Source organism: Chenggangzhangella methanolivorans, from assembly GCF_019797865.1.
GTDB classification, from domain to species: domain Bacteria; phylum Pseudomonadota; class Alphaproteobacteria; order Rhizobiales; family Methylopilaceae; genus Methylopila; species Methylopila methanolivorans.
The window spans coordinates 4,718,993-4,740,956 of record NZ_CP081869.1 but is presented as its reverse complement, the minus strand read 5'-3'; the positions used below and the strand labels follow the sequence as shown (position 1 = coordinate 4,740,956).

The 21,964-nt window shown below is 68.0% G+C and carries 26 protein-coding genes; 9 read left to right on the top strand and 17 right to left on the bottom strand.

Annotation, left to right across the window (positions count from 1 at the left end):
• Positions 1-413 precede the first annotated feature (413 nt).
• Positions 414-617, bottom strand: a complete 204-nt coding sequence (locus tag K6K41_RS24875; protein WP_261402737.1) for a hypothetical protein — start codon at positions 615-617, stop codon at positions 414-416.
• Between the two features lie 102 nt (positions 618-719).
• Between K6K41_RS24875 and K6K41_RS24870 the strand changes: the two genes are divergently transcribed.
• From K6K41_RS24870 to K6K41_RS24835, 8 genes are all read left to right on the top strand, one after another.
• Positions 720-968, top strand: a complete 249-nt coding sequence (locus K6K41_RS24870) for a hypothetical protein (RefSeq protein WP_261402736.1) — start codon at positions 720-722, stop codon at positions 966-968.
• Between the two features lie 408 nt (positions 969-1,376).
• Positions 1,377-1,775 (top strand): hypothetical protein, encoded by a 399-nt coding sequence (locus tag K6K41_RS24865; protein ID WP_261402735.1) that lies wholly within the window; start codon positions 1,377-1,379, stop codon positions 1,773-1,775.
• A 122-nt stretch (positions 1,776-1,897) separates the two neighbouring features.
• Positions 1,898-2,161: a hypothetical protein gene (locus K6K41_RS24860; RefSeq protein ID WP_261402734.1), complete on the top strand. Its 264-nt coding sequence runs from the start codon at positions 1,898-1,900 to the stop codon at positions 2,159-2,161.
• Between the two features lie 10 nt (positions 2,162-2,171).
• Positions 2,172-2,837, top strand: coding sequence for a hypothetical protein (locus tag K6K41_RS24855; protein ID WP_261402733.1), 666 nt, complete (start codon positions 2,172-2,174; stop codon positions 2,835-2,837).
• Complete coding sequence (locus K6K41_RS24850) at positions 2,837-3,082, top strand: hypothetical protein (RefSeq protein WP_261402732.1); 246 nt, start codon at positions 2,837-2,839, stop codon at positions 3,080-3,082. The genes K6K41_RS24855 and K6K41_RS24850 overlap by 1 nt, the downstream gene beginning before the upstream one ends.
• Before the next feature lie 278 nt (positions 3,083-3,360).
• On the top strand, positions 3,361-3,900 hold the full coding sequence (locus K6K41_RS24845) for a hypothetical protein (protein ID WP_261402731.1): 540 nt from the start codon (positions 3,361-3,363) through the stop codon (positions 3,898-3,900).
• Positions 3,897-4,289 carry a hypothetical protein gene (locus K6K41_RS24840; protein WP_261402730.1) on the top strand — a complete coding sequence of 131 codons (393 nt, stop codon included), beginning with the start codon at positions 3,897-3,899 and terminating at the stop codon, positions 4,287-4,289. The genes K6K41_RS24845 and K6K41_RS24840 overlap by 4 nt, the downstream gene beginning before the upstream one ends.
• Positions 4,286-4,600: a hypothetical protein gene (locus tag K6K41_RS24835; RefSeq protein WP_261402729.1), complete on the top strand. Its 315-nt coding sequence runs from the start codon at positions 4,286-4,288 to the stop codon at positions 4,598-4,600. Before K6K41_RS24840 ends, K6K41_RS24835 begins: the two co-directional genes overlap by 4 nt.
• A 108-nt stretch (positions 4,601-4,708) precedes the next feature.
• Here the strand turns inward: K6K41_RS24835 and K6K41_RS24830 are convergent, their stop codons facing one another.
• The 8 genes from K6K41_RS24830 to K6K41_RS24795 all read right to left on the bottom strand — a co-directional run bounded on the left by K6K41_RS24830 (position 4,709) and on the right by K6K41_RS24795 (position 16,019).
• On the bottom strand, positions 4,709-6,949 hold the full coding sequence (locus tag K6K41_RS24830; RefSeq protein WP_261402728.1) for a DEAD/DEAH box helicase: 2,241 nt from the start codon (positions 6,947-6,949) through the stop codon (positions 4,709-4,711).
• A complete protein-coding gene (locus K6K41_RS24825) occupies positions 6,918-8,231 on the bottom strand; it encodes an ATP-binding protein (RefSeq protein WP_261402727.1) in 1,314 nt (437 codons plus the stop codon). The genes K6K41_RS24830 and K6K41_RS24825 overlap by 32 nt, the downstream gene beginning before the upstream one ends.
• Positions 8,228-10,639: a tellurite resistance TerB family protein gene (locus K6K41_RS24820; RefSeq protein ID WP_261402726.1), complete on the bottom strand. Its 2,412-nt coding sequence runs from the start codon at positions 10,637-10,639 to the stop codon at positions 8,228-8,230. The genes K6K41_RS24825 and K6K41_RS24820 overlap by 4 nt, the downstream gene beginning before the upstream one ends.
• A 211-nt stretch (positions 10,640-10,850) precedes the next feature.
• The gene (locus K6K41_RS24815) at positions 10,851-12,755 is read right to left on the bottom strand and encodes a hypothetical protein (protein ID WP_261402725.1); all 1,905 of its coding nucleotides are present in this window, start codon (positions 12,753-12,755) and stop codon (positions 10,851-10,853) included.
• A gap of 18 nt (positions 12,756-12,773) precedes the next feature.
• Positions 12,774-14,702 (bottom strand): hypothetical protein, encoded by a 1,929-nt coding sequence (locus K6K41_RS24810; RefSeq protein WP_261402724.1) that lies wholly within the window; start codon positions 14,700-14,702, stop codon positions 12,774-12,776.
• Positions 14,699-15,352, bottom strand: coding sequence for a hypothetical protein (locus tag K6K41_RS24805; protein ID WP_261402723.1), 654 nt, complete (start codon positions 15,350-15,352; stop codon positions 14,699-14,701). The genes K6K41_RS24810 and K6K41_RS24805 overlap by 4 nt, the downstream gene beginning before the upstream one ends.
• 290 nt (positions 15,353-15,642) lie before the next feature.
• Positions 15,643-15,804: a hypothetical protein gene (locus tag K6K41_RS24800; protein WP_261402722.1), complete on the bottom strand. Its 162-nt coding sequence runs from the start codon at positions 15,802-15,804 to the stop codon at positions 15,643-15,645.
• Positions 15,801-16,019 carry a hypothetical protein gene (locus K6K41_RS24795; RefSeq protein WP_261402721.1) on the bottom strand — a complete coding sequence of 73 codons (219 nt, stop codon included), beginning with the start codon at positions 16,017-16,019 and terminating at the stop codon, positions 15,801-15,803. Before K6K41_RS24795 ends, K6K41_RS24800 begins: the two co-directional genes overlap by 4 nt.
• Before the next feature lie 83 nt (positions 16,020-16,102).
• Here K6K41_RS24795 and K6K41_RS24790 point away from each other — a divergent pair, with 83 nt between their 5' ends.
• Positions 16,103-16,372, top strand: a complete 270-nt coding sequence (locus K6K41_RS24790) for a hypothetical protein (RefSeq protein ID WP_261402720.1) — start codon at positions 16,103-16,105, stop codon at positions 16,370-16,372.
• 10 nt (positions 16,373-16,382) lie between these two features.
• Here K6K41_RS24790 and K6K41_RS24785 read toward each other — a convergent pair whose 3' ends face one another.
• From K6K41_RS24785 to K6K41_RS24750, 8 genes are all read right to left on the bottom strand, one after another.
• Positions 16,383-17,156: an abortive infection family protein gene (locus K6K41_RS24785; RefSeq protein ID WP_261402719.1), complete on the bottom strand. Its 774-nt coding sequence runs from the start codon at positions 17,154-17,156 to the stop codon at positions 16,383-16,385.
• Between the two features lie 436 nt (positions 17,157-17,592).
• A complete protein-coding gene (locus K6K41_RS24780; RefSeq protein ID WP_261402718.1) occupies positions 17,593-18,057 on the bottom strand; it encodes a DUF411 domain-containing protein in 465 nt (154 codons plus the stop codon).
• A 234-nt stretch (positions 18,058-18,291) separates the two neighbouring features.
• The gene (locus K6K41_RS24775) at positions 18,292-18,651 is read right to left on the bottom strand and encodes a hypothetical protein (protein WP_261402717.1); all 360 of its coding nucleotides are present in this window, start codon (positions 18,649-18,651) and stop codon (positions 18,292-18,294) included.
• Positions 18,652-18,719: 68 nt separating this feature from the next.
• Complete coding sequence (locus K6K41_RS24770) at positions 18,720-19,151, bottom strand: hypothetical protein (protein ID WP_261402716.1); 432 nt, start codon at positions 19,149-19,151, stop codon at positions 18,720-18,722.
• A 92-nt stretch (positions 19,152-19,243) separates the two neighbouring features.
• Positions 19,244-19,696, bottom strand: coding sequence for a DUF305 domain-containing protein (locus tag K6K41_RS24765; RefSeq protein ID WP_261402715.1), 453 nt, complete (start codon positions 19,694-19,696; stop codon positions 19,244-19,246).
• Between the two features lie 61 nt (positions 19,697-19,757).
• Positions 19,758-20,039, bottom strand: a complete 282-nt coding sequence (locus tag K6K41_RS24760) for a copper-binding protein (RefSeq protein ID WP_261402714.1) — start codon at positions 20,037-20,039, stop codon at positions 19,758-19,760.
• Between the two features lie 20 nt (positions 20,040-20,059).
• Positions 20,060-20,533 carry a cupredoxin domain-containing protein gene (locus tag K6K41_RS24755; RefSeq protein WP_261402713.1) on the bottom strand — a complete coding sequence of 158 codons (474 nt, stop codon included), beginning with the start codon at positions 20,531-20,533 and terminating at the stop codon, positions 20,060-20,062.
• Between the two features lie 26 nt (positions 20,534-20,559).
• Positions 20,560-21,963 carry a multicopper oxidase family protein gene (locus tag K6K41_RS24750; protein ID WP_261402712.1) on the bottom strand — a complete coding sequence of 468 codons (1,404 nt, stop codon included), beginning with the start codon at positions 21,961-21,963 and terminating at the stop codon, positions 20,560-20,562.
• Position 21,964: the final 1 nt, after the last annotated feature.

Below are 21,964 nucleotides of genomic sequence, written 5' to 3'. Positions count from 1 at the left end.
CGTGCCACGGTCTCCCGAGACCGCAAGAGCCTCTCGGCTCCCCCGACGACGATCGCGTCACGGGGTGACGTTCTACGTCCAGCGAATTCCCCCCGTTACTTCCTCGCTTCGCGACAGAGATCTTGAAATTTGAATCGAAGTTATTGGAAACTCTCAGTTTTTCACTGGAGTGACAGCCTCCGTCGCAAGACATTCTTGGCCGAGCGGTCTAATACAACACGCGTTTTTCTATGCATTCGTTAGACCGCTCGACCCCGGGGCGGCCGCTGCAGATCGATTATCGGCGCTGCATTTCGATTACCGGACCCCTCCCGGCTGCGGATCGATTACGGCGCGGCCGTTGCCCCAGCCCCCGCCGGCGCCGACCTTGCCCTTGGGGACGTTCGCCTTCCTGCGCCGCGCCACGGCAAATCTCAGGCCCCGTCCTCGCGGGGGCCCTTTTTGTCGGCGACCCTGGACTGGAGCGCGAGCCTCAGCCGCCGGGCTTCCTCGACCGCCGCCGCCCACGCTCCGCTATCCGGCCCCGCGGCCCCGTCGAGGTCGTCGGACCAAGGGTCGGCGGCGTAGGGACCCCAGCCGTGCGCCGGGTGTTTTGGGACGTCTGCCATGCCCGGCACCGTAGCCGGCCGCGCGCCGGCCGTCGCCCCGCGCTTGGTGCTTTCCTCCGGCCGGCGAACCCTTGGTCTCAGGACAACCGGGGGGCTCAGCCGCCCCGGCAGGTGTCGTCGACCGACGACAAGATGACGATCTACCTGCTGGCGAACGGGACGCTCCGCATCGTCGAGGGCAAGTGGCAGCACCGAACATCGACGCACGCCTCGTTCGACGCGTGGGCGGCGCTCTACGCGCAGCTTGCCGGGACAGTCGAGTGGTGGGATTTCGCCGAGGCCGCCGCCGCGGTGCGCGCGCACCTCGATGTCCTCCGCGTCCGAAAGACCCGGCCGGCTCCGCCGCAGTGCCCCCGGTGACCTACCCCAAGCGCGAGCCGCTGCCGGAAGGCGCCAGCCTCGCCGAGCGCTGGGCCTGGTGCGACGCGCACCGCGGCGACCCCGACTACGTCATCTGACCTCGGCCGGCCGCTTTCCTGTCCCCAGGGCGGCCGCCACCGAATCCTTAGGTCACGAACTCGTGATCTTAAGGACTCGTAAGGCTCCAGCGTCAGTTCGCGCTTGTCAACAATAGTTGCCGCGCCCAAATCCTTGTGACGAATCCTTACACACAAGGATCCGAAAGGACCTGTAAACTGATTTGTCGCCCCTCTCGACTTCAAGGATACAAATCTCGCGCCGGCCGGCGCTTGATTCATACTATCCAAAACCGGATAGTTCTCTTTCCGGCGCGTCGGGGGATGCGTCGGCCAACCAGGGAGAACTACCGTGACCATCCAGAACGCCGTCGCCGCCGACATCCGCCCGATCGCCAAGATACTCCTCGCCCATCCGGCCTCCGCCCGCGCGTCGGTGGTCCTGCGCGACCGCGAAGTCCGCGACGCCCGCGCCATCGAGATCCTCGTCAACGGCCAGATCGTCGACCGCGTGTTCGAGGTCGACGGCGATTTCTTCCGGGCCACCACGGACGCACAGGGATGGCAGTGGACCGCCCGCTGCAGCGCCAAGCTCCGCCGCCGCAACCTCGGGCAGGCGCAGTCGCGGTCCCTGCGCTCGCTGTCGCGGATGGGCATCGAAACCCGCCGCACGCCCCTCGCGGCCTTCGGCGGCGCGGACGAGATCGCTTGGCGTCTCGAGCAGAGCTTCGCCGCAGACGAGGTCGCCTGAGACCTGAGGCGGGGCTTCTGCCCCGCCCCTCCTCCGGCCGCCTCGAGGGACGGCCAGACGAGGGGCGCAGCCACTCGAGACCCGGCGGGGGCCGGGCATCCACCAACCAGGGAGAACTACCGATGCCGTCCGCAGCCACGCACACCGTCGACTTCCTCAGCTACAAGAGCTTCGGCCATGCCGACTACACCTTAGTGTTCGCGGAGACCAGCCTCGGCATGGCTTTGGACGCCGTCGGCGATGACGCCGCGAACAGCGTCATCGCGCCTGAGCTGGCGCCGGCGAGTGAACCCGTGGGCCTCGGCGGACCAGAATTCGTAGCCACCCCGCTTCCGGGTCGCGCCGGAGACCTCGTAGGAGCCCGAGAGGCCCTCAAGCGTCCATGAGACGTGAGCCGTGGACCTGCGCACCGCCGAGGCCGCAATACAGCAGGTCGTCGCCCTCGACCTCGCCCCCGCAGCCGAAGTCTTGAAGAAGGCCGGCTACGTGCGGGTCGCCGCCGCCGAGCAGCAGGTGGCCGTCACTGACGCCATCGAGCGCGGCATCCACTACAGCGAGGCCAGTGGCAACGTTATGCAGGGCGACGAGGCGCAGGAGCTGCTGACCCGCAAGAAGACGCTCCGCTACTGGTCCTTGCTTGAGGGCGTCGTGCCGACCCCAGAGGAGGTCGTCGAGCAAGCCGTCCACACGGCCTCCTACGAGGAAACTATCGTCGTCGGCGAGGCGGGCATGTGGGTCCGCGTCGAGGACGCGGAATGGTTCCTCGCTGCGCTCTGGCCCGCGCTTCACGACTGCATCGGCAAGCACGCGAAGCAGTGGGCGATCGACAAGGCCAACCGGACCGTTCTGTCCACGCGAGGCGCGGATAGCAGCCTCTGGGCCGTGGCGTTCAAGGCGGCTCATAGCGAGTTCACAGCCTCGACGCCCGTTCTCGAAGCCGCGTCCGAGCGTGCCGCGGTCGTGGTGAGGAAAGCGGTCGCCGAACGCCGGAAGGCCATGAGGCTCGACCAAGAGGACAGCACGGGCGACTTCGAGAAGATCTTTCTCGGCGGGGCCGCGTGATGGCCGTCGATCTCACCGACCCGAAGGAGCGTTTTGGCTCGCTCCGACGGGCCATCGGCCAGCCGCTCGAGGTCATCGCCGTCGAGACCAACGTCCCGCTCGGCACCCTCAAGTGGTTCGCCAAGCGCAAGGACGGCGGCATGCCCTCCGAGGCCTGCCTGTCCGCGATGGCCGCGCTGCTCGGCCGGCTGAACCAGCAGCGCCTCGCGCTGTCTTTGACCGAGGCGGCCCGCAAGGCCTCCTAAGAACACAGCAGCCCGTCGGGGACGGGCGCCACCAACCAGGAAGAACGACGTGAGTAACTTCGATTCCGCGATCTCGATCGCGGCGACCCTCGACCTCGCCGAGGTCGAGGCGATGATCGAAATGTCCGGCGCCAGCCGCAGGGAGGCCTGGGACCTCGCCGCGGCACGGGTCAGCGTCGAACCCGACCACCGTGCCGACGTTATCGCGGCGCTCCAGCTCCGGAAGCTGCGCCTCGTCGCCGACCAGAGGCCGACGAGATGCGGCGGGAGTGGGAGCTGTGAGCGCGGTCGCATACATCCTGCCGGAGCCGGACTGCGAGCCCGGCTTCACCCTCACCGCCGACCAGTTCGGCGAACTCCTGAGGATCCGCTATCTCGAGGGTCGGCTCACGCTGCGCGACAGGGCCGAGGACGTGGTCCGCAAGATCCGCGAGGACGGGTTCACCGTCACCGACGAGGTCGCGGCCGGAGCCGAGCGGACCTTCGTCTGGGCCGTGCGGAGCGTCATCGAGCCCGTGGGTATCGTGTACGCCGTCCAAACCAGCTCGGGGGTCGTGGCCGGCTGCACAGACGTCCCCAGCTCCGACATGGACGACGAGCGTTCGAAAACGCACGTCGCCAGCATGCTGTCGTGGCCGCTCAAGAAGCTCGGGAGCCTAAGGCGGGCGCGGCCGGCCGACCGCGACTGGGGCCTGCACTTCAGGCTCTGGCGCTTCTCTCCCGGCGAGGGCGACCGAGCGCTGCTCGAGCGCTTCGGCGTCGACCAAGGCCTCTGGCTGTTCGTCCCAAAGAAGACCCGCAGCCGGAGGCGAGTTTGACCCGCGAGGCCCACGACTACCCGGCTTCGGTTCGTCGGGCGGTCCGAGCGCTGCGGCGCTGGGACGGCGAGAGCGTCGCCGACCTCAAGCGGCTGCTGCTCGAGACCGTCGCCGCGGCCCGCGCCGCCGGCCTCCAGGGCTACGGCCTCCGGGCACGCTGCCCGCACGACGTGCGCTGGGCGCTCGGGCAAGCGCAGGACAACCGGAGGATCTCGGCAGGCTGCTCCGGGGTATGGAACGCCAACGACTGCCGCCCGGCGACCGTCGAGTCGAGGACGCGCGCGGCGGCGCCCTTACGCTGCGCGGCGACCGCATCGTCTTCTGGCGCATGGTCGACGAAGACCCGTCTACGGCCCGAGCAGATCAAGGTCTTGTCGCTCGCGTCATGAGCCCGGTGATGTTGTCCGCCTTCGCGAAGTGCGCGGCCGTCATGCTTGGGGGCGGCCTCGTCTCCGAGCCGGCCGATGCCGACAGGCTGCGCGACGCTGTCCTCGCCGTCGACCTGCCGGAGGGGCTATGCGCGGTGGTCCTCGCGGGCGACTGGTGGCGTGTGCAAGTGACGGGCCGCGGCGTGTCCGTTGCCTCGGAATGGACGGGCTGGGAGGCAGCGGCCGCATACGTCGACCGCCTCGGCCGCGACCTCGAAGCGGGGTCACATCACCCCACCCTCGCCATCGACGGGCGTCAGTGGGCTTCCTAGCGAGCCCGCTGGCGGGCGTAACGGTCTCGGGTGGCGGGCAAGCCCCTCCCCTGACGTCGGCCCGTTGCTTAAAGCTGGTCAGCAAGCAGCATTTGCCGACACGCTCGATCAGTCCCTAGCCAGCGCTTGAGCCACGGCGAGGATCTCGCTCGGTAGATGGGCGCGATCTCGAGCCCAGAACCTCCGCAGCAACGCCTCGGGCACGAACTCGTCGTACTTCGCCGCCCGGAGGTTCTCGACGAACTCGGCTAGGTCCCCGGCCGGGATCGGCGGCATTCCTGCCAGATTGGCGACCACGGCCCGGACCTCCTCGACGGTGGCGTTCGCCACGGTGATCCCAAGGTCGTTCACCTCCACCTCGAGGCCGGCCGACTGCAGCGCGATCGAGAAGACCGTGCAGAACTCGGTCCCGCGCCAGAGCAGCACGTGCACGTCACGCCCGGAGGCTACGAAGCGGGTCTCGGCGAGCCCGTGCTCGTCGAAGGCCTCGCGGCCCTCGGTCAGCATCGCCTTGGCTGCCGGATCGAGGAAGGCGGGCACGTCGCCGGATCGGTAGACCTCGAACATCTCTGCAAGCAGGCGGTCGTGCAGCGGCTCGTTCGCCTTGCCGTCGAACTTCGGGACCTTGGCCGAGCGGTGGATCTCGACCTCGAGGACGTTGCTGCGGTCGTCGACCGCGGTGACCCGCCATCGCTGGCCCGCGAAGGCGACAAGGCTACCGACGCCGACCGCGTTCGCGATCGGGATCGTGCCGAGCGTCCGTCCGCCGGCGACCAGCCGCCATTCCTCATCGCTTGGAAAGATCGCGTAGAAGTCGCGTCCGGTCGTGAGCTGCTCGCCCTTCTCCCCGAGCATGATCGTCCCGTCGGGCGACTGCTCGAGCAGCTTGGCTTCCGGCGAGGCCATGGAGCGCAGCAGCTCGACGAAGTCCGCCTTGCCGAAGCTGGACAGCGGGCCGGCCCCGCAGACGGCGGCGTAGAGGTCGGGCGCCCTCGCGCCGCCGCGCTCGGCGATGATCGACAGCACCTGGTGCAGCACGACGGTCGCGACGGCGGGATCGGTCGTCGGCGGCTCGACGAAGCGGGCGAGCAACAGCCGGACCGCGGCGACGGACATCGCTACGTCGACGCGAAGCCGCTCGAGCGGGTCGGAATCGGCCGTCACGACAAGCTCGCGGACATAGATGCGCAGAACGGCGGCCGCGCCCTTTCGCCGACCGCTTCGACCCAGCCGCTGGCGGAGCGAGGCGAGCGAGCGCGGCGCGCCGACCTGCGCGACCGACTTCACCGAGCCGATGTCGATGCCGAGCTCCAGCGTGGTCGTGGCGACGCCCGTGGTCGGCAGGTCGCCCTTCTTCAGGCGCGCCTCGAGTTCCTCGCGCAGCCCCTTCGCCAGGCTGCCGTGGTGAGGGAAAAACTCGTTTGGGACGCCCGCGGCCTCGCAGCGGCGGCGCAGGCGGTCGGCGACAGCTTCGACGCGGCGCCGCGAGCCGCCGAACACCAGGTTGTTGGCGCCGCGCAGCGTCGCGAACATGTGGTCGGCGATGCGGTCGAGCGCGATCGGCTCGGCTTCCCCTTCGTCCGCTTCCATGTCGTCGGGGTCGTCTACCTCCGGGCGCTCGAGATAGCCGCGGACTTGCAGAAGCAGCTCCGGGGCGCCGCCGGAGGACTCGACCATCACCACGCTCTCGGGGCGCTCCGGGGCGAGCCACGCTGCGGCCACCATCGGGTCGCCGATCGTCGCCGAGAGGCCGATCCGGCGCGCGCGCTTTTTCGACAACGCGTCGATCCGGCGGAGCAGGCTCGAGAGGTGGAGGCCGCGGGGTCCCTTCAGGAACGCGTGGAGCTCGTCGATGACGATGAAGTCGAGCGCCCCGAGCAGCTTCCGGGCCTCGGCCGGCCGTCGCACGAACAGAGCCTCGATGGACTCGGGCGTGATCAGCGCGACGCCTCGCGGGTTGCGCCGGGCGCGGTCCTTGGCCGATTGGGGCGCGTCGCCGTGCCAGCGCACGACGTCGACCTCGAGGCGCTCGCAGAGCTGGTCGAGCCTGCCGAACTGGTCGTTGATCAGCGCCTTGAGCGGGCTGACGTAGAGCACCGAGAGGCCAGGCTCCTCGCGGTTGGCGACCGCCGTGAGCACGGGCAGGAAGGCGGCCTCAGTCTTGCCCGCGGCGGTCGCGGCCGAGACCAGCACGTCGCCGTCGCCGCCGAGCACGGCGCCGATGGTGCGGTCCTGGACGTCGCGCAGCTCCTCCCACTTCTGCTCCCAGATCCAGCGTCGGATCTCGGGATGAAGGCGGTCGAAGCTCGCGACGGTCTCAGAGGCGGAGGGAGGCGAGCTCGTCGTCACCTGCGCTCGATCCCTCGCCATCGGGCCCCTCGGTCGGCGCCTCGACGTCGGAGAACACCTCCACGCCGCCCAGCAGCCCCTTCCAGTCGGTCCCCGGGTTCTGCTCGAGCACCGCGAGAAACTGCACGAAGGCCTTGATCGTGTTGCGGGGCGTTCGGAAGTAGGCCTCGCCGATCCTCTGGTTGCAGTGGGTCATGAAGGCCGGGAAGGCCTCCTCGGGAACGAGGTAGGCCGACTGGTCGCCGCCCGCGAACACCGCCCGGATGTTCGACAGCAGGATCAGCAGGTCCTCGGGGGTCAGGCTCTGGAGCCGCAGCACGGGGCCGGAGAGGTCGACCAGACCCTTCGTGGCGAAGGCGTTCTCGGCGAGCCGAGACTGGAGGGCCTGGTAGCTGTAGAGGCCGCGCCGTGTGTCCATGAGGAACTCGGGCGTTCCGCCGAGCACGAAGCCGAGACCCGAGACGTTGCCCTGCAGCACGTCGTTCAGCATGCGCAGGATCTGTTCGTAGTTCTGGTTCCGCGCCTGGGCGCTCTGGAGCTTGTAGAGGTTCACCATCTCGTCGAACACGACGAGCATCCCGGCGTAGCCGGCGAGCCGAACGAAGGCGGCCAGGAGCTTCAGGCTGTCGTAGACGTCGCCGTCGTCGATGATGTTGCGGACGTTCAGCGCCTGGCGCGCCTCGGTCTTGGTCGAGTACTCGCCGCGGAGCCACCGCAGCGCCGCCGCCTTCAGGGCCTCGTCGCCCTCCTCGCTGCCGCGCCAATACGCCTTGAGGACCGCGGCGTAATCGTAGCCGCCGACGTGCTCCTGCAACTGCGCCAGTCGGTCGTCGATCGCCTTCTCGACAGGTACGCCGCGCGCCTCGCCATCCTTCACGCACTCGGTGACGAAGCGCTCGACGACGCTGGCAAGCGCTCCGCCCTCGGGCTTCGTGCGGGTCGCCATGTTGCGGACGGCCTCGGAGTAAAGGCCGCGGGCCTGGCCCGAGGTCGCGTGCACGCGACGGTCCGGGGCGAGGTCGGCGTGGAGCGTCACGCACTTCCGCTCGAGCGCGATCAGCCGAATGAGGTTCAGGAAGAACGTCTTGCCCGCGCCGTACTCGCCGATCACGAACCGCATCGCCGATCCGCCGTCCGCGATGCGGTCGATGTCGCGGACCAGCGCCCCGACCTCGGCGGCGCGCCCGACCTGGATGTGCCGAAGTCCGGTCCGCGGAACCACGCCCGCGGCGAGGGCCTGCAGGATGGTGTCGCGGTCGCGTGCCTTGATGGTCTGCGTCATGCCGCCTTTTCCAGTTGCTCGAGCTGGGAGCGCAGGTGCCCTGCGACGGTCACGTCATCGTCGCCCTCGATGACAGGCTCATCGAAGGTCTCGAAGCCCCATTCGTTGATCGTCTCGATCGCGCCGTCGGGCAACAGCCGAAGGGCGCGTGCGCGCTCGTCGAAGTCTCCCCGCGCGATGCTGCCGGCCGACAGGATCGCCGCGAGCAGCTCGCCGTGGGCCGCGTCGAGACCCTTGAACGCGGCCGGCCCGCTCGTTGGGGATGCGACGGGAACAGGTGGCGGAGGAGTGTCCTCGACGAAGATGTCTGCGAGCAGGCTCGACACCGCCGACGTCTCGGCCTTGATGCGCTCCAGCCGGGCGGCGTCGATCTCGACCACGTTGGACTTCGGGGCCGCGGGCGCGGGGCGCTCCGGTATCGGCACTCCGCGGGACGGTTCCGCCTTCGACACGGCGACGGGCGCATCCACCTCGACCCCGCCCCGATGCAGCGAGGCGTAGACGTCGTCGACCGGGAATCCGAGCGTCTTGTAGAGCTTCTCGAGGAACTTGACCTCGGTCGGCGAGGCGTGGCCGTCGGCGAGCACCGCCGCGACCGCGGACTTGGCCGCCTGCCGCTTCTCTGCGTCCGGCAGCTTGGCAAGACGGCCGAGCGCCGACTGCTGGCGAGGCCCGTCCTTCAGCAGGATCGAGGCGTGCGCGAGGAGCCTCGCCCGCTCGATCTCGGAAAGGCCCGTCGCGTTCCTGAGGTCCGTCCTGATGGCCGTGAACTCGGCCTCGGCGACCTCTCCGTCCGCATGGGCCGCCATGGCCGAGATCTCGAGCATCGTGCGTGCGGCCTTGTAGGCCCCCGCCTCACCGTCGACGGGGGCGCCACCCGCGGCCTTGAACAGAAGGACCCGCCCTCCCGTGGCCGGCCCGCCCGGCCCGTACCTGCGGTCGGGCTCGTGGCCGACGTCGATGCGGTCGAGGAAGGCTCCGACCTGGTTCGCCATCGCCGTGTTCACCTTGGCGCCCGCGGGAAGCTCGATGCCGAGCGTCTCGAGGAGCAGCTCCGTCCTGACCGTCGCGAGCGACCTACCCTCGAACAGGGCCTCGATGGTCTGGCGCGCCTCCGCGACCTGTCCACCGACCGACGCGAACAGCTCCTTCGGCAGGAGGTGGGCGGCCTCGACGGTGCCGCGGCCCTCCGGGTTCTTGCCCAGGAAACGGCTGTAGGCGCCGAGCTCGTCGGTGCAGCCGTCGAGGATCTGGTGGAGGTTCGCCAGCGGAGCCGACAGCGCGGCCACGTCCGGAAGCTCCCGTCCTCCCAGCCGCACGTCGACGTCGATCTCGAAGTTCCCGCTGGCCGGGCGGTACTGCATCTTCAGCCGCGATTTGGGCGCCCGGACCTTCAGCCCATTCGGGTAGCGCTCGGCGAACCGAAGTCTCCAGAGCGGCACCAGCTCGTCGAAGCAGCGCGTCGCCGGGGTCCGCAGTCCGGTTTCGGGGGAGCCGAGGAGCCAGACGAGGGCGTCGTCGGCCCCGAACGCGGCGCCGCCGTCGAGCAGGCGGCCGAGGTAGATCCTCGCCGCCATCGGCATCTCGTAGCCGACGCGCATGTCCGGCGAGAGCGCCGGTCGGACGTCGTGCTGCGTGGACATCACCTCGAGGGTGTCGAGGAGCCTGTTGGCGTAGCCGTGGAAGGACCCGTTGCCTCCGTAGATCGACACGAGGCGGCGGACCTCCTCGGCGATCGCGGGGAAGTCCTCGCGGACGCGCTCCACGAACAGCCTCCGCTCGAGGCCGTAGAAGAACAGGAAGACGTAGCCGATGCCGACTTCCGGATCCTTCCGGCCGCCAGCGAGCCACTCGAGATAGGCCCGGCGCGCCTGCGGCTGGATCTGGGAATAGGACGGCCAGTAGTACATCGAGTGGCCGGCCCGGTCGGGCGATCCCGGCGAGACCTTCAGCGACGGGTCGATAAGACTGTTGTCGACGCCTCCGCCCCTTGGAGCCTCGAGCACCTTGCCGAAGTAGACCATGCCGCCCGCGTAGCGGAACCCGGCGACCTCGATGGTCTCGCCGGGAGCGATCCACCGTCCCCGGGAGGGCGTGGCGACGGAGCGCTCGGGTTGGGCCGATCGCTCCCAGGCAGGCTTCGGCGAAGGGTTAGGAGGGGCAGGACGCTCCTCCCGTTTTGGAGGTTCCGACCGAAGGCCCCGGAACTGCGCGGCGGTCCTGTCCGGTCTTGGCTGCCGCTTGAGCGTGTAGACTGGATCCTGGTTCTTCCGTGACATTCCGCCGACGTCGCGCGGCTGGCCTCGCTCATATTCCGGCAGGCCGACGGGACGGCCGGGGTTCGACTTCTTCATCGCCTTCCAAACGATGAACGCCGCGATGGCGAGGGCAATCAAAAACCAGGTCACGCGAGGCCGCCGAACCCATGGGTTGAATGCGGCGACAATGACACGCGGATGCGGCGCCCCGCTACCCGCTGTTCACGCGCGGGAAGACGTCAACGGGACAACGTGCTGCAAGCCGGATCCCACAGTGCAAGAAGCCTGCTCCCGCCGAGCGAGCCAGACCACGGGCTCGTCTCAGACTCGGAGGGTGAAGCTGTCCAGATTACCGGATCGATCACCTCGAAAGCTCGTTCGGCCGCCTCAGCCGTCCCGGCACCCTGAAGATGACAAGGTGGCGCGCCTCGGTGTCGCCCTCCGGGACGAGACTGTCGTACCAGAGGCAGCTCTCCAGCCCTGGCGGCGGCCCAGTCCGATCGACGAGCTCAAGAATTCCGAGCATGCCAAGCTTCACGTTTGTGCCCTGGTAGCTCGCCGCCTGCCCGACGTACTTCCTGGCCTCCTCCGGCGTGACGAGATCCTCGTGCCGCTTGAGCTCGACCAAGAACCGCCAGCCGCCGTGACCTACGTACACGTCGCATCGACCCTTCGCGATGCCCTCGATCTCCGTGAGCACCGTGGCTTCGGGCATGTTTCCCTTGAGCCAATCGCGAAGGTCCTTTTGGAGGTCGCCCTCGACGGCGTTTTTCTCGAACAGATAGGCTCCGCGCGGTCCTAACTCTCGCTTGGCCGCGTCCTGTCGGTCCATGCAGAAGAGGATCACCTGCAGGAGGAGGCGGTCAAACGTGACTCGTATCCTGCCCTCGTAATGCGTGGCGCCTTCGAGCCTTGAGCGGATGTCGTTGAAGAGCCGCTGCACGACCGGGTTGGCGATCTCCAAGTCGACCAGGAGCTTGCTGTCGACGAGGTCCGTCACCCGCTCAATGAAGCGTTCCGTTGCTCCGATTTCCTCGAGGGCGCCACGGAGCTTCTCGAAGGCGCCCTCTCCGAATTTTCCCGGCGGGTTTGGCTCCGCCGCGATCTCCTCGATCCGCCTCCGCAGGGCGACGGCGGCATTACGGTCCGCGCCCACGAAAGCCTCGTCACCCAGGCGATCGTCGAGATGGGCGAGCAGCCCCCGCTCTCGCACGAAGCTCGCCTCGATACGCGGCCTGAGCACGGCGCCGAACCCGGCCGCGCCCGGGATGGTGCGGTCCGCGTCGTAGACCTTGAGAAGGCCGTCGAGCACGGCGCAGGCGCGTAGCCAGCTCGGTCGGCCGAGGTCGCAGGCGATGCGCGGGACGCTGTCGACCAGCTCGAGCCACTGAACGTCCCGGTCCCACCGCGGGGCCAGCCAATCGGGAAGTCGGCCCGCCGACAGCAGGAACGCACGATCGGCTGCGGCTTCCCCGACGGCTTTCACCGCGGCGTCCAGGTCGGCTTCCCCGGCGCCTTGCGCGAAGCCCCGGACCACGCCGATGACAGCGGCGTAGAGGTGGGCGTCGGATCGGTCCGCGTCGATGCGCCCGGCCTCCGCGAACAGGACCTGCGCGGTCTCGAGGCCGCCCATCACCTCGTGCTGGTCGTCGCCGTCGAGGGCGACCGAGAGCAGGGCGTTGGCGTACTCGAACGTCGCCTCGCCGCTGGCCTCGGGGTTTCTGCGCAGGCGATCGAGCACGGGCAGCAGGTCGTTCTCCCGCCAGGCGTGGAATGCGGTGCCCACGATCTTCGCGGCATGCTCGGCGAACAGGCCGTTCTCGTCGGTCTCGATGTCGACGAGGATCGAGACGAGGCGGTGCCGCTGGACGACCTCGGCCAGAGCCAGACGGAGCCATGTCTCGAGGGCGTAGGCGGCGACGAGGCCGTTCCGCTCGTCGCCGCGGATCTCCGACCTCTTTTCGAGCGCCCTTCCGATGCGTGGAGCGAGCCGGGTCCGGACGGGCGCCGAGGCGATCAGGGCGTGCGACGCGGCCCGGAGCGTGACGGCGAAGCCGGCATTCTGGAACCCCTTGATGACGAGGTCGTCGGTGAAGGACTCGTCGCCGGGAGCGGCGTCGACGGCCCATCCGACCATGACGTCCACGTGCGGCGAGGCGAGGAGCGCGCCGAGGTCAGCCTCGACCGCGGCGCGCCCGCCAACGGCGCCGAGCGTCACAGGCGCCCCGCGCTCCAGCAGGTCGTCTATGGCTATGACGGTCGACATGCAGGCTTCCCATCTCCTTCACCAAAGGTACTCGCCCTTGGCCGCGACGCGACAGTTCGCGGGAGCGAGCAGCGTGAGGACCTCGCTCGCCTTCGCGCTCGACACGAACACCTGAAGGCTTACCTCCTCCGCGACGGAACGGAGCTCCTTCAGGAGCGCTTCGAGGTTGCTGTCGTCCGTCTCCTCCGCTCCGGGGGAGTCGACGACCAGCAGCCCCGGATGGCGCCCGACCCCAAGTACCTTGCCCACCCTCAAGAGTGCGACGGCGGTGGCAATTCTCAACCGGAGCCGCTCGCCCTTGGTCACCTCGCCGAACGGCATCGAGGCCCCGCCCTTTCGGAGCTGCATGCGGGCCTGAGCATCGATCTCGACCGCTTCCAGCGTCACGACGCCGAAGCGCTGCGCCAGCTTGAGGACTTCGGCGTTCAGCGTGGTCAGAAGCTCATTCGCCGCAGCGTCCATGGCGCTCTTGGCGAGGTCATGCGCCGCCGCCACGACCGGGCGGTCGGGCGCGGCTTCCGGCTCCTCCGCGCTTTCGGAATGCGCCTCGAGCTTCCCCTCGAGCCCGGCAATCTCAAGCTCGATGTCGCGGCGCTTTCGCAGGTCGCTCGACGCGGGAGCCGCGGCGAGGGCGTCGCGCGCGGCAGCCATCCCATCCCGGGCAATCTTCACATGACCTTTCAGCTCGCGGACGGAAGCTGCGGCGCGATCGAACGCGGCCTTCGTCGCCGCGGCGCGTTCGTCGGCCTCCGCAAGGCGCTCGTTGACGTCTTCCATCTTCTCGGCCGGGATCGATTCGGTGCAGACGGAACAACTGAAGTCGGTCTGCTCCCGCTTGATCCTGTCCTTCGTGACCACCGCTTCGCAGCGAGGGCAGCAGGTCGGTTGAAGGCCATTGAAGAAGCTCGAGGCGACGAACGTCTCGCGGATGTCGCGGGCCTCGCGCTCGTCGGCATCCTTCGCGGCCCGAAGCTTCCTTTCCTCATCCTCGGCGTCTGCGAGCCTTCGCTCGATCTCGTTGTACGCGTTGGTCGCCTCAACGACCGCTTCGGCGAGTCCGTCGACCAGCCGTGCGAAATCGGCGTTGTCAGAGAGCTTCGACAATCGTTCACGGGCGTCCGAAAGGTCTTTCTCAACCTGCTCGACCGCCTTTGCGCTGAGCTCGGAAGCCGTTTTCTGGACCGCTCTTGCCCGGGCGTCCTCGGTGCCGAGGTCCTTCAGCGCCGTCGACGTCTGCATGACCGTGGAGGCCCATGGCAGGCCCACGTAGATCTGAAGGATTCGCGCGGGCAGTCCGCCGAAGTCCGTGTCGCCGAGCAGGCGCGTGTGCGCGCCCCATAGGTAAAGCCCGCCGGCTAGCGCCTTCCAGCCGTGCTCGGCCACCTGCGCCGCCTCGTCCTTCCCTAGCTGGTACGGGATCGGATCGAGATCCAGCGCCTCCATCATGAAGTCCGACATCGTCGCCGCGAAGGCAGCGTGGGTCTCGAAGCCGTCCTTCGCGTCTTCGCTTCCGTCCGGGCGGAGGCGCACCAGCCTGCCCTTCGGCACGCCCTTCGTCACGGCGAAGTCGATGGCGAACGGCTGGTCGTCGAGCGCGAAGTCGACCCTGACGTGCTCAAGCCATTTCCTCACGTCGCCTTGCAGGCTCTTCACCTCGCCGCGCAGCGACCAGAGGATGATCTCGAGGACGGTCGACTTCCCGACGAGGTTCGTGCCGTCGCTCGCGACCGCCCAGACCCCATCGCCGAGCCCGTCCCACGAGAAGTCGATGCGGCCGCTGGCCTTGCCCTTCTTCTCTCCGGAAAACCTGACTGCCGTGATCCTGAGCTTGCGCGCGGGCCTGGCCCCGAGGCGGGTGCGAATGTTCCTCTTCCTGAGGATGGTCTCGACCCGCGACGTCTCGACGCCCGCCTTCTCGGCGACCTGCTCGTGCCAACGATCGCTCATCCGTCCGCCTTCTCCGCCAGCGCTTCCAGGCGCTCGCGCACACGAGGGGCGATCGACGGGATCATCCCCTTGAGCGGCGTCGCCGCGTATTCGTCCTGCAGGTACTGGCGACCCTTCAGGGCTGCGCCCCCGGCTCCGCCGGCGACCCGCGACGCGACGGCCGCGCGGTCCCGATACCAAGCCAGTTCAGGCGCCGCGGCGGCCAGGTCGTCCATCGCCGCGCGGCCCGACTTGGTCAGCAGGTACCATGTCTCTGTCACGTGTCCCGGCTGGCCGTGACGGTGCTGCCTCACGAGGTCGCGCGACCGCAGGATCGAGAGCGGGTTGTGGAGTGGCTCGAAGGCGCCGAAGTGGTACCGGATCATCGGCACGCGCCGAAGGTCCGGCTCGCGATCGTCGAAGATCCGGCGCGCCAGCTCGAGTTCGTCCTTCGAACCCGTTTTCTCGAACCCGTTCAGCAGCTCGTTGGCCAGGTAGTCCGGGTAGCGGATCCAGAAGTCGAGCGCCTGCAGGCGCGACTGGGCCCTGAGGACACCCACGACGTCCGCCCCGACCTTGTCGTCGGCGGGAGGCTGGGCAGCCGCGCAGATGGCCGCGAGCAGCCTCACGGCCGATTGCTGGTCGGTGTGGGATTCGACAGGGGGCGGCATCACGAGTCCTGAACGCTGGTCCGGCCTCGCTTCGCCTCCGGATACCTCGCGCGAAAATATGCACGCGGGATTCGTTGGCGCAACCCGGGGTTAGCCACGATTGCCGGAGCCTCAAGGCCGCCCGGGCTGCCAGCATTCAACACCAACCTAGCAGCTTACGCTGGGTTGTGGACGTGGACGGGGTCACGAGATCCCGATGCCGTAGACCGTGGGCTGCCTCACTGTCGTTCCCGCACGGAACACCCTGACCCAGATGAGGATCTCCAAACGGTTGCCGTGAGGGCGACTGTTCAGAAGTTCGGCTCCCAAGTCTCGCCGCGGGCCTCGATGCGATCGGCCTCCCGTCGCAGCCGGTCCGCGCGCTCATGGTCCTCGTTCCACTCGGCTTCCGCAGCTTCCTTCCGAAGCTGCTTCACGACTTCGGCGGCGAGTTCGACCCTAGGACCCGTCATCGCACCGTAGCCCGCCTGACACGACCGCGGGCGTAGCCATTCGACACGCGAGACGACAGCCGGGCTACCTCCTCCTCGAGGGCGGCGTTGGCGATCAGAAGCGCCCGCACCGCGGCCCATGCGTCGCCATCGCACGCCTCGACCGCCTCGTCGGTGGCGCGCTCTAGCGCGAGTGCCGCCTCGTCCGGTCCCATCGGCTTCGCGGCCTCCGCCATGGCAATCTCTCCTTTGTTGACAGCACGGAGAGTGCCCGAGTCGCCTTGACGGGTCGAGCAAATGTTCTCTCTATGTTCACGTCATGGAGACCGCGCACAAACGCAGGCGCCCGAGCCTCGACACCATTGCGCGGCGTCTCGAGGCTGCCTTCAGGGCGGACCGAACCGTGACGCTCAAGCCCGAGACGGCGCTGGTTGTGGCAGCCGCGGTCAGGGCCTTCGCGACCCAGCCCACTCGGGACGACATCGTGAAGCTTGTCTGTGACCGCAAGGAGCCGTGCGAGAGCTTCTGCTATCCGTGCGTCAGCCTGGCGAACAGGATCTCGATGCTCTTCGGCGGCGAGCAGAGGTAGCTCGCCGCTCCTAGGGCCCGAAGCGCGCTGACTCGATGGATCGGAAGAAACGCAGGATCGCGGAAATCGAGTCGAAGAGGAACCTAGCCTCGCGAGGATCGAGCAGCTCGTTGTCGTGCGCCAGCGTCTTGTTGTTGCGAACCGAGTTGAACCGGTCGAATACCGTGATCGAGCTCTTCACGATCTGCTTGGTCATCTCCTGGAGCGGGTGCCTACGCTCCAGCTCCTTCACGTACTTGCCCACCCGGCTGTTGAGCGGCTCCTCGGCGTTCCAAGCCACACCGTTCTGATCGAGCAGGTGCGTGAACTTCTTCATGCAGTAGGTGTGCAGCCTGTCCAAGGCGACCTGGGGCTTGTCCGCGCTGATGTCGCGACTGATTCCCTCGATCAACTCGTCCAGCGTGAGGTCGGGCTTGAAACGGTCAAGCGCATCCATCAGCGGCAGGTCGGATCCGCGCTCGAGCCTGTCCGCGAGATCGAGCACGGCTGCCTTGAGGCGTTCGTGGTCAGGTTTCTGGGCGTACACGGGGAGCGTCTCGCGATGGGCCCACAGGGCGCGCAGGCAGCGGGCCACGACCCTTTCGTCCTCGACCTCGAGAAAGGCGCGCAGACGCTTCGCCTTGGACTGGCCGTTGAACGCGTATCTCTCGTCGTAAAGATCAACGCCGACCTCGTCCTGGAAGAACTCGGCGATGGTGCGGTCCGAGAAATGCAGAACGTAGCCGCCGCCCATGTCGAAGGCGTCCTCGACCGCACGGCGATCCCCGTAGCGTAGCTTCACCATTCCGAACCCCAAGCGGCAGCTTGCCTTAATAGACGGCCGGGCCGGCCACAGGACAACGGTCGCTTCAAGGCAGCGGTAGGAACGCGTCAAACGCGTGAATGCAATGAAAGAATTTCAATGGTGGGGAGGCGCAAGAGCACAGAGGCGTAGCGCTCGTTGTCATCACGGCAGCGCGATCTCTAGCTTCCCGCTAGAACGCCACCCGATCCGCGGAGCCCTGGCTGGTCGACGCGCTTTGCTGGCGTTCCTTCCGCATGCTGGGTGCTCCGCTCCCGCTTTTCGGTGCGGAGCAGAGCAGGTCGATCAGGTCCGGAACCGCACGTGGCGGGAGGACGGTCTGACCTCTGGCTCACGAACGTAAGGCTGGCCTGCGCCAGACAGCAGACATCGCATCGTCGCCGAGAAGCGGACTAAATTTACGCCTCCCGACGAAGCACTAAAGCGCGACGCCTCCGTGGAACCGCATTATGGCCCGAGGCTCGCCGTCGCCGAAAGCCATCACGTCGTAGGATTCTCGATCACGGCCCTCGACCTCCATGCCGGGCGACCCGATCGGCATCCCGGGCACGGCGAGGCCGCGAACCTTCGGGCGCTCGGCGAGCAGCCTGCCGATCGCCGCCGCGGGCACGTGCCCCTCGAGCACGTAGCCGTCGATCTCGGCCGTGTGGCAGGACCTCAGGCCCGGGGGCACGCCGAGCTTCGCCTTGACGGCGTTGATGGCCGCGGTCTCAACGACCCGCGTCTCGTAGCCGGCCGCGCGGACGTGATCGACCCAGGCGCCGCAGCAGCCGCAGCTTGGATCCTTGTGGACGGTCATCGCCGGAGCGGCGCGGACCCCGCCCGGGAGAAGCAGCGCGGCACCGGCCGCCGCCAGCGTGAACGTCCTGCGGTCCATCGTCATAGCCTTCGCCCTCCTTCTCTTCCCAGCCACCTTCGCACACGTCCGGCTCACGTCCACTTGTCGACAGGCCTCGTCGACGCAAACCGTCGCGATCCCTCCTTCAAACGACAATGGCCCGACGTCTGCCTGGAGCTGCCGACGGCAGCGGCTCCTCCGTCGTCTCCGCGTGGCGACGGCGGACACGCTTCGGCTTCTGCGGTTCAAGTCTGGGAGCTGAGGCGCCGTAGACGGACTTCAGCTTCGGGGAGGTCGGGCCGGGGGTTCGGAGACCGGGCCTGCCCTGGCGGGGTCGTCACCGGGAAAGACGGCGGACAGCACCAAGATCCGATGTGACCTGGTCATGACCGCCATCGGCGCGGCGGGGGCGCATTTCGTCATGCAGGTCGCGAGCAGCGGACAGCTCTTCTGGCAGTCCGGCATGACCGGCGCGTCATCCGGGGAGCAAGGCATGCCGTCCGCCATGGTCTCCATCGAGTCCATGGCGACAGGCGTCGCGGCCATGACCGCCGCGGCGTTCGCCGCGACCGGGATCGCGCCGACGCCGAGCATCAGCACGAAGATCAGAACATGCCGCACGCGGGCGCCGAGGTTCATGCAAGCGACCATGCGCCTAAACACAGCGCTCGTGAAGACGTCAGTCGGTCGGTCTTCGCAAGCATCGGTCACTGCTTCGCCTGATCCAGCATGCGGTCGTAGAGGTCGTGACGGATCTCATGCTGGGCCAGGATCCCCTGCACCAAGGGCTTCGCCGTCGCCTTGCACCAGGCGGCCAAGCGCTCCGATTGCTCGTCCGCCGGCCCGTCTCCCATGACGTGGATGAAGCCGATCGAGACCGCCCGCGACGCGTTCGCGGCGCGGATCACCACGATCCCCGACTCCGTCTGCGAAAGGCGATCGAGCACCTCACGCTGGACGTGGTCGGCGAATCCGACGCCGTCGAGGTCTCGGATCCTGGTGTCCTCGGCGAACCACCTGTCCTGCTGCGAACAGACGAGGGTGAGGTTCTTCGCGAGGAACGCCGTCGACAGCACGTTCGCCAGCATGTCCGTGTCAACCGAGGGGGGACTTTGGCCCTCAGGGGCGGCGACCGCCATCGAAGCGCTGAGCGCGAGGCAGATGAGGATCACGCGCATCGTCGTCCTCCCGGCAACGGCGGCGACCGAGGCCTCCGCCCGCCGCCGGACCTTCACTTCGCCTTGTCGGACTTGGCCGCCCACGCCTCGAACTCGGCGATCTCGCGCTCCTGGTCCGCGATGATCTTCTTCGCCCATGACTTCGCCTGCTCGTCCTTGCCGGACTGCAGCTCGATACGGCTCATGGCGACGGCGCCGCGGTGATGGGCGATCATCCCGCAGATGAAGGCGAGGTCCGGGTCCTTGATCCCGTGGGTCGCGCGCATGGCCTTGCCCATGTCCTGCATGGCCTTCATCGAGGCCATCCGGGCCTCGCCCATGTCGGACATCGAATGGGCCGCCATGTCGCCCATCTCCATCGCCTTGCCCGTTGCGCCCTGTCCGGGGGAGGCGTCCTGGCAAGCCTTGGGAAGGCTCTCTGTGCCCGACGGCGGTGACTTGGCTTCCTGCGCGATGGCCGTCGAGACGGTCAGGGCAAGCGCGGCCGCAAGTGCGATCCGGTTCATTTTGAGTTTCCTCGTTCAATGGGAGCTGAGCGGCCACGTCCCGCGGCCGCCCAGCGGGACGTCACTTCTTCTGGATCTTGGTGAGGGTGATCTGTCCGTTCACCCGGTCGGCCTCGAACAGCACCTTGTCCCCGGGCTTCACGCCCTTGAGCATGGCGGGGTCGGCGGCTTTGAAGACCATCGACATCGGCTCGTCCATGCCGAGGTTCTTGATCGGGCCATGGTCGAGCGTGATCTTGCCCGCGCTCTCGTCGACCTTCTTGACGGTGCCGTCTGCGGCCGACGCTGCGGTGGAGATGATGGCGACCGCGAGGGCCCCGAGGAGCGTTGCTGTCTTCTTCATGTTCGTATGCCTCCGTAGGGTCACTTGACGGCGACCGTGCCGTCCATCCCGGCCTCGCGATGGCCGGGGATCAGGCAGGCGAAGTTGAACTCGCCCGACTTCGAGAACTTCCAGGTGATCTCGTCGGACTTGCCCGGCGCCACGCGGCGGCCGTTCGGCTCGTCGTGCTCCATGTCCGGGTTCTTCCGCATCGCGACCGCGTGCCGGTCGTTCTCGACGCGCGTCGCAAGCATGAACTCGTGGTCGATCTGGCCCTCGTTCCTGAGGACGAATCGGACCTGCTCGCCCATTTTCGCGGCGATCGAGATCGGCTCGAACAGCATCTTGCCGTCGTCGGTCTCCTTCATGACCACATCGATAGTGCGTGAGGGCTTCTTGGGGTCGCCGGGCTCGCCGAAGGCCGTGGCCTCGCCATGCGAATGGCCGGGGTCCGCGGACGCCGCGGCCGGAGCGAGCGCCGCGACGAGCACGGCAAGCGTAAGGAACTTCTTCATCTCATTGGTCCTGTTGGGCGTCGGGTTCAGTGGTTCGCGTGCCCGCCGGAGCCTGCCTTCGGCTTCACGACGTTCATCTGCATGTCGCCGGGCTTGGCGGCCGCGGGCGCAGCCTTGCGCGCCGCGGGCGCCTCGCCCTTCCATTCGAAGGCGACCTGTCCCTCCGGGTGCTTGAACCAGCCGGGATCGCTGTAGTCGCCGGACGCGATTCCCTCGCGGACCTTCACGACCGAGAACATCCCGCCCATCTCGATCGGGCCGAACTGGCCGAAGCCCGTCATCATGGGCAGCGTGTTGTCGGGGAGCGGCATCTCCATCTCGCCCATGTCGGCCATGCCCGCCTGACCCATCGGCATGTAGCCGGGGACCAGCTTTTTGATGGTCTTGGCCACGTCCTTCTTGTTCACGCCGATGAAGTTTTGGACCTCGTGGCCCATGGCGTTCATGGTGTGGTGCGACTTGTGGCAGTGGATCGCCCAGTCGCCGGGAGCGTCCGCGACGAAGTCGAAGGCGCGCATCTGCCCGACCGCGCAGTCGATCGTGACCTCGGGCCAGGCGGCAGCTTCCGGCACCCAGCCGCCGTCCGTGCACGACACCTTGAAGTCGTAGCCGTGCATGTGGATCGGGTGGTTGGTCATGGTGAGGTTGCCGAACCGCACCCGCACCCTGTCGCCCTTGGCGGCCACCAGATGGTCGATCCCCGGGAACACGCGCGTGTTCCAGGTCCAGAGATTGAAGTCGGTCATCTCCGCGACGCGGGGCACGTAGGTTCCCGGGTCGATGTCGTAGGCCGACATCAGGAAGACGAAGTCGCGGTCGACCCGCCGGAACGCCGGATCCTTCGGGTGCACGACGAAGAAGCCCATCATGCCCATGGCCATCTGAACCATCTCGTCGGCGTGCGGGTGGTACATGAAGGTCCCGCTCTTACGGAGCTGGAACTCGTAGACGAAGGTCTGTCCGGGCTTGATGTGCGGCTGGGTCAGTCCGCCGACGCCGTCCATCCCCGAGGGCAGGAGCATGCCGTGCCAGTGCACGGTCGTGTGCTCCGGCAGCTTGTTGGTGACAAAGATGCGGACCTTGTCGCCCTCGACCGCCTCGATGGTCGGGCCGGGCGACTGGCCGTTGTAGCCCCAGAGGTGGGCCACCATGCCGGGGGCGAGCTCGCGGATCACGGGCTCGGCGACGAGGTGGAACTCCTTCCAGTTGCCGTTCATGCGCCAGGGCGCGGTCCAGCCGTTGAGCGTGACGACGGGGTTGTAGTCGGGGCCGGTCGTCGGAACGAGCGGCGGCCGCATGGTCGCGTCCTTCATGGTTGCGGCCTCGGGTATCGATGCGGCCTGGACGCGGCCGGACACCGCGGACGCCGCGACCAACGACGTCGCCCCGGCGGCGGACGCGGACAGGAACGATCTGCGCGAGACGGTCATG

Bases quoted from the DNA above. Each gene is read 5' to 3' on its own strand.
- K6K41_RS24860 (WP_261402734.1), top strand. From the start codon at position 1,898: ATGCCGTCCGCAGCCACGCACACCGTCGACTTCCTCAGCTACAAGAGC.
- K6K41_RS24850 (WP_261402732.1), top strand. From the start codon at position 2,837: ATGGCCGTCGATCTCACCGACCCGAAGGAGCGTTTTGGCTCGCTCCGA.
- K6K41_RS24835 (WP_261402729.1), top strand. From the start codon at position 4,286: ATGAGCCCGGTGATGTTGTCCGCCTTCGCGAAGTGCGCGGCCGTCATG.
- K6K41_RS24825 (WP_261402727.1), bottom strand. From the start codon at position 8,231: ATGACGCAGACCATCAAGGCACGCGACCGCGACACCATCCTGCAGGCC.
- K6K41_RS24815 (WP_261402725.1), bottom strand. From the start codon at position 12,755: ATGTCGACCGTCATAGCCATAGACGACCTGCTGGAGCGCGGGGCGCCT.
- K6K41_RS24810 (WP_261402724.1), bottom strand. From the start codon at position 14,702: ATGAGCGATCGTTGGCACGAGCAGGTCGCCGAGAAGGCGGGCGTCGAG.
- K6K41_RS24805 (WP_261402723.1), bottom strand. From the start codon at position 15,352: ATGCCGCCCCCTGTCGAATCCCACACCGACCAGCAATCGGCCGTGAGG.
- K6K41_RS24800 (WP_261402722.1), bottom strand. From the start codon at position 15,804: ATGACGGGTCCTAGGGTCGAACTCGCCGCCGAAGTCGTGAAGCAGCTT.
- K6K41_RS24795 (WP_261402721.1), bottom strand. From the start codon at position 16,019: ATGGCGGAGGCCGCGAAGCCGATGGGACCGGACGAGGCGGCACTCGCG.
- K6K41_RS24790 (WP_261402720.1), top strand. From the start codon at position 16,103: ATGGAGACCGCGCACAAACGCAGGCGCCCGAGCCTCGACACCATTGCG.
- K6K41_RS24785 (WP_261402719.1), bottom strand. From the start codon at position 17,156: ATGGTGAAGCTACGCTACGGGGATCGCCGTGCGGTCGAGGACGCCTTC.
- K6K41_RS24780 (WP_261402718.1), bottom strand. From the start codon at position 18,057: ATGACGATGGACCGCAGGACGTTCACGCTGGCGGCGGCCGGTGCCGCG.
- K6K41_RS24775 (WP_261402717.1), bottom strand. From the start codon at position 18,651: ATGAACCTCGGCGCCCGCGTGCGGCATGTTCTGATCTTCGTGCTGATG.
- K6K41_RS24770 (WP_261402716.1), bottom strand. From the start codon at position 19,151: ATGGCGGTCGCCGCCCCTGAGGGCCAAAGTCCCCCCTCGGTTGACACG.
- K6K41_RS24765 (WP_261402715.1), bottom strand. From the start codon at position 19,696: ATGAACCGGATCGCACTTGCGGCCGCGCTTGCCCTGACCGTCTCGACG.
- K6K41_RS24760 (WP_261402714.1), bottom strand. From the start codon at position 20,039: ATGAAGAAGACAGCAACGCTCCTCGGGGCCCTCGCGGTCGCCATCATC.
- K6K41_RS24755 (WP_261402713.1), bottom strand. From the start codon at position 20,533: ATGAAGAAGTTCCTTACGCTTGCCGTGCTCGTCGCGGCGCTCGCTCCG.
- K6K41_RS24750 (WP_261402712.1), bottom strand. From the start codon at position 21,963: ATGACCGTCTCGCGCAGATCGTTCCTGTCCGCGTCCGCCGCCGGGGCG.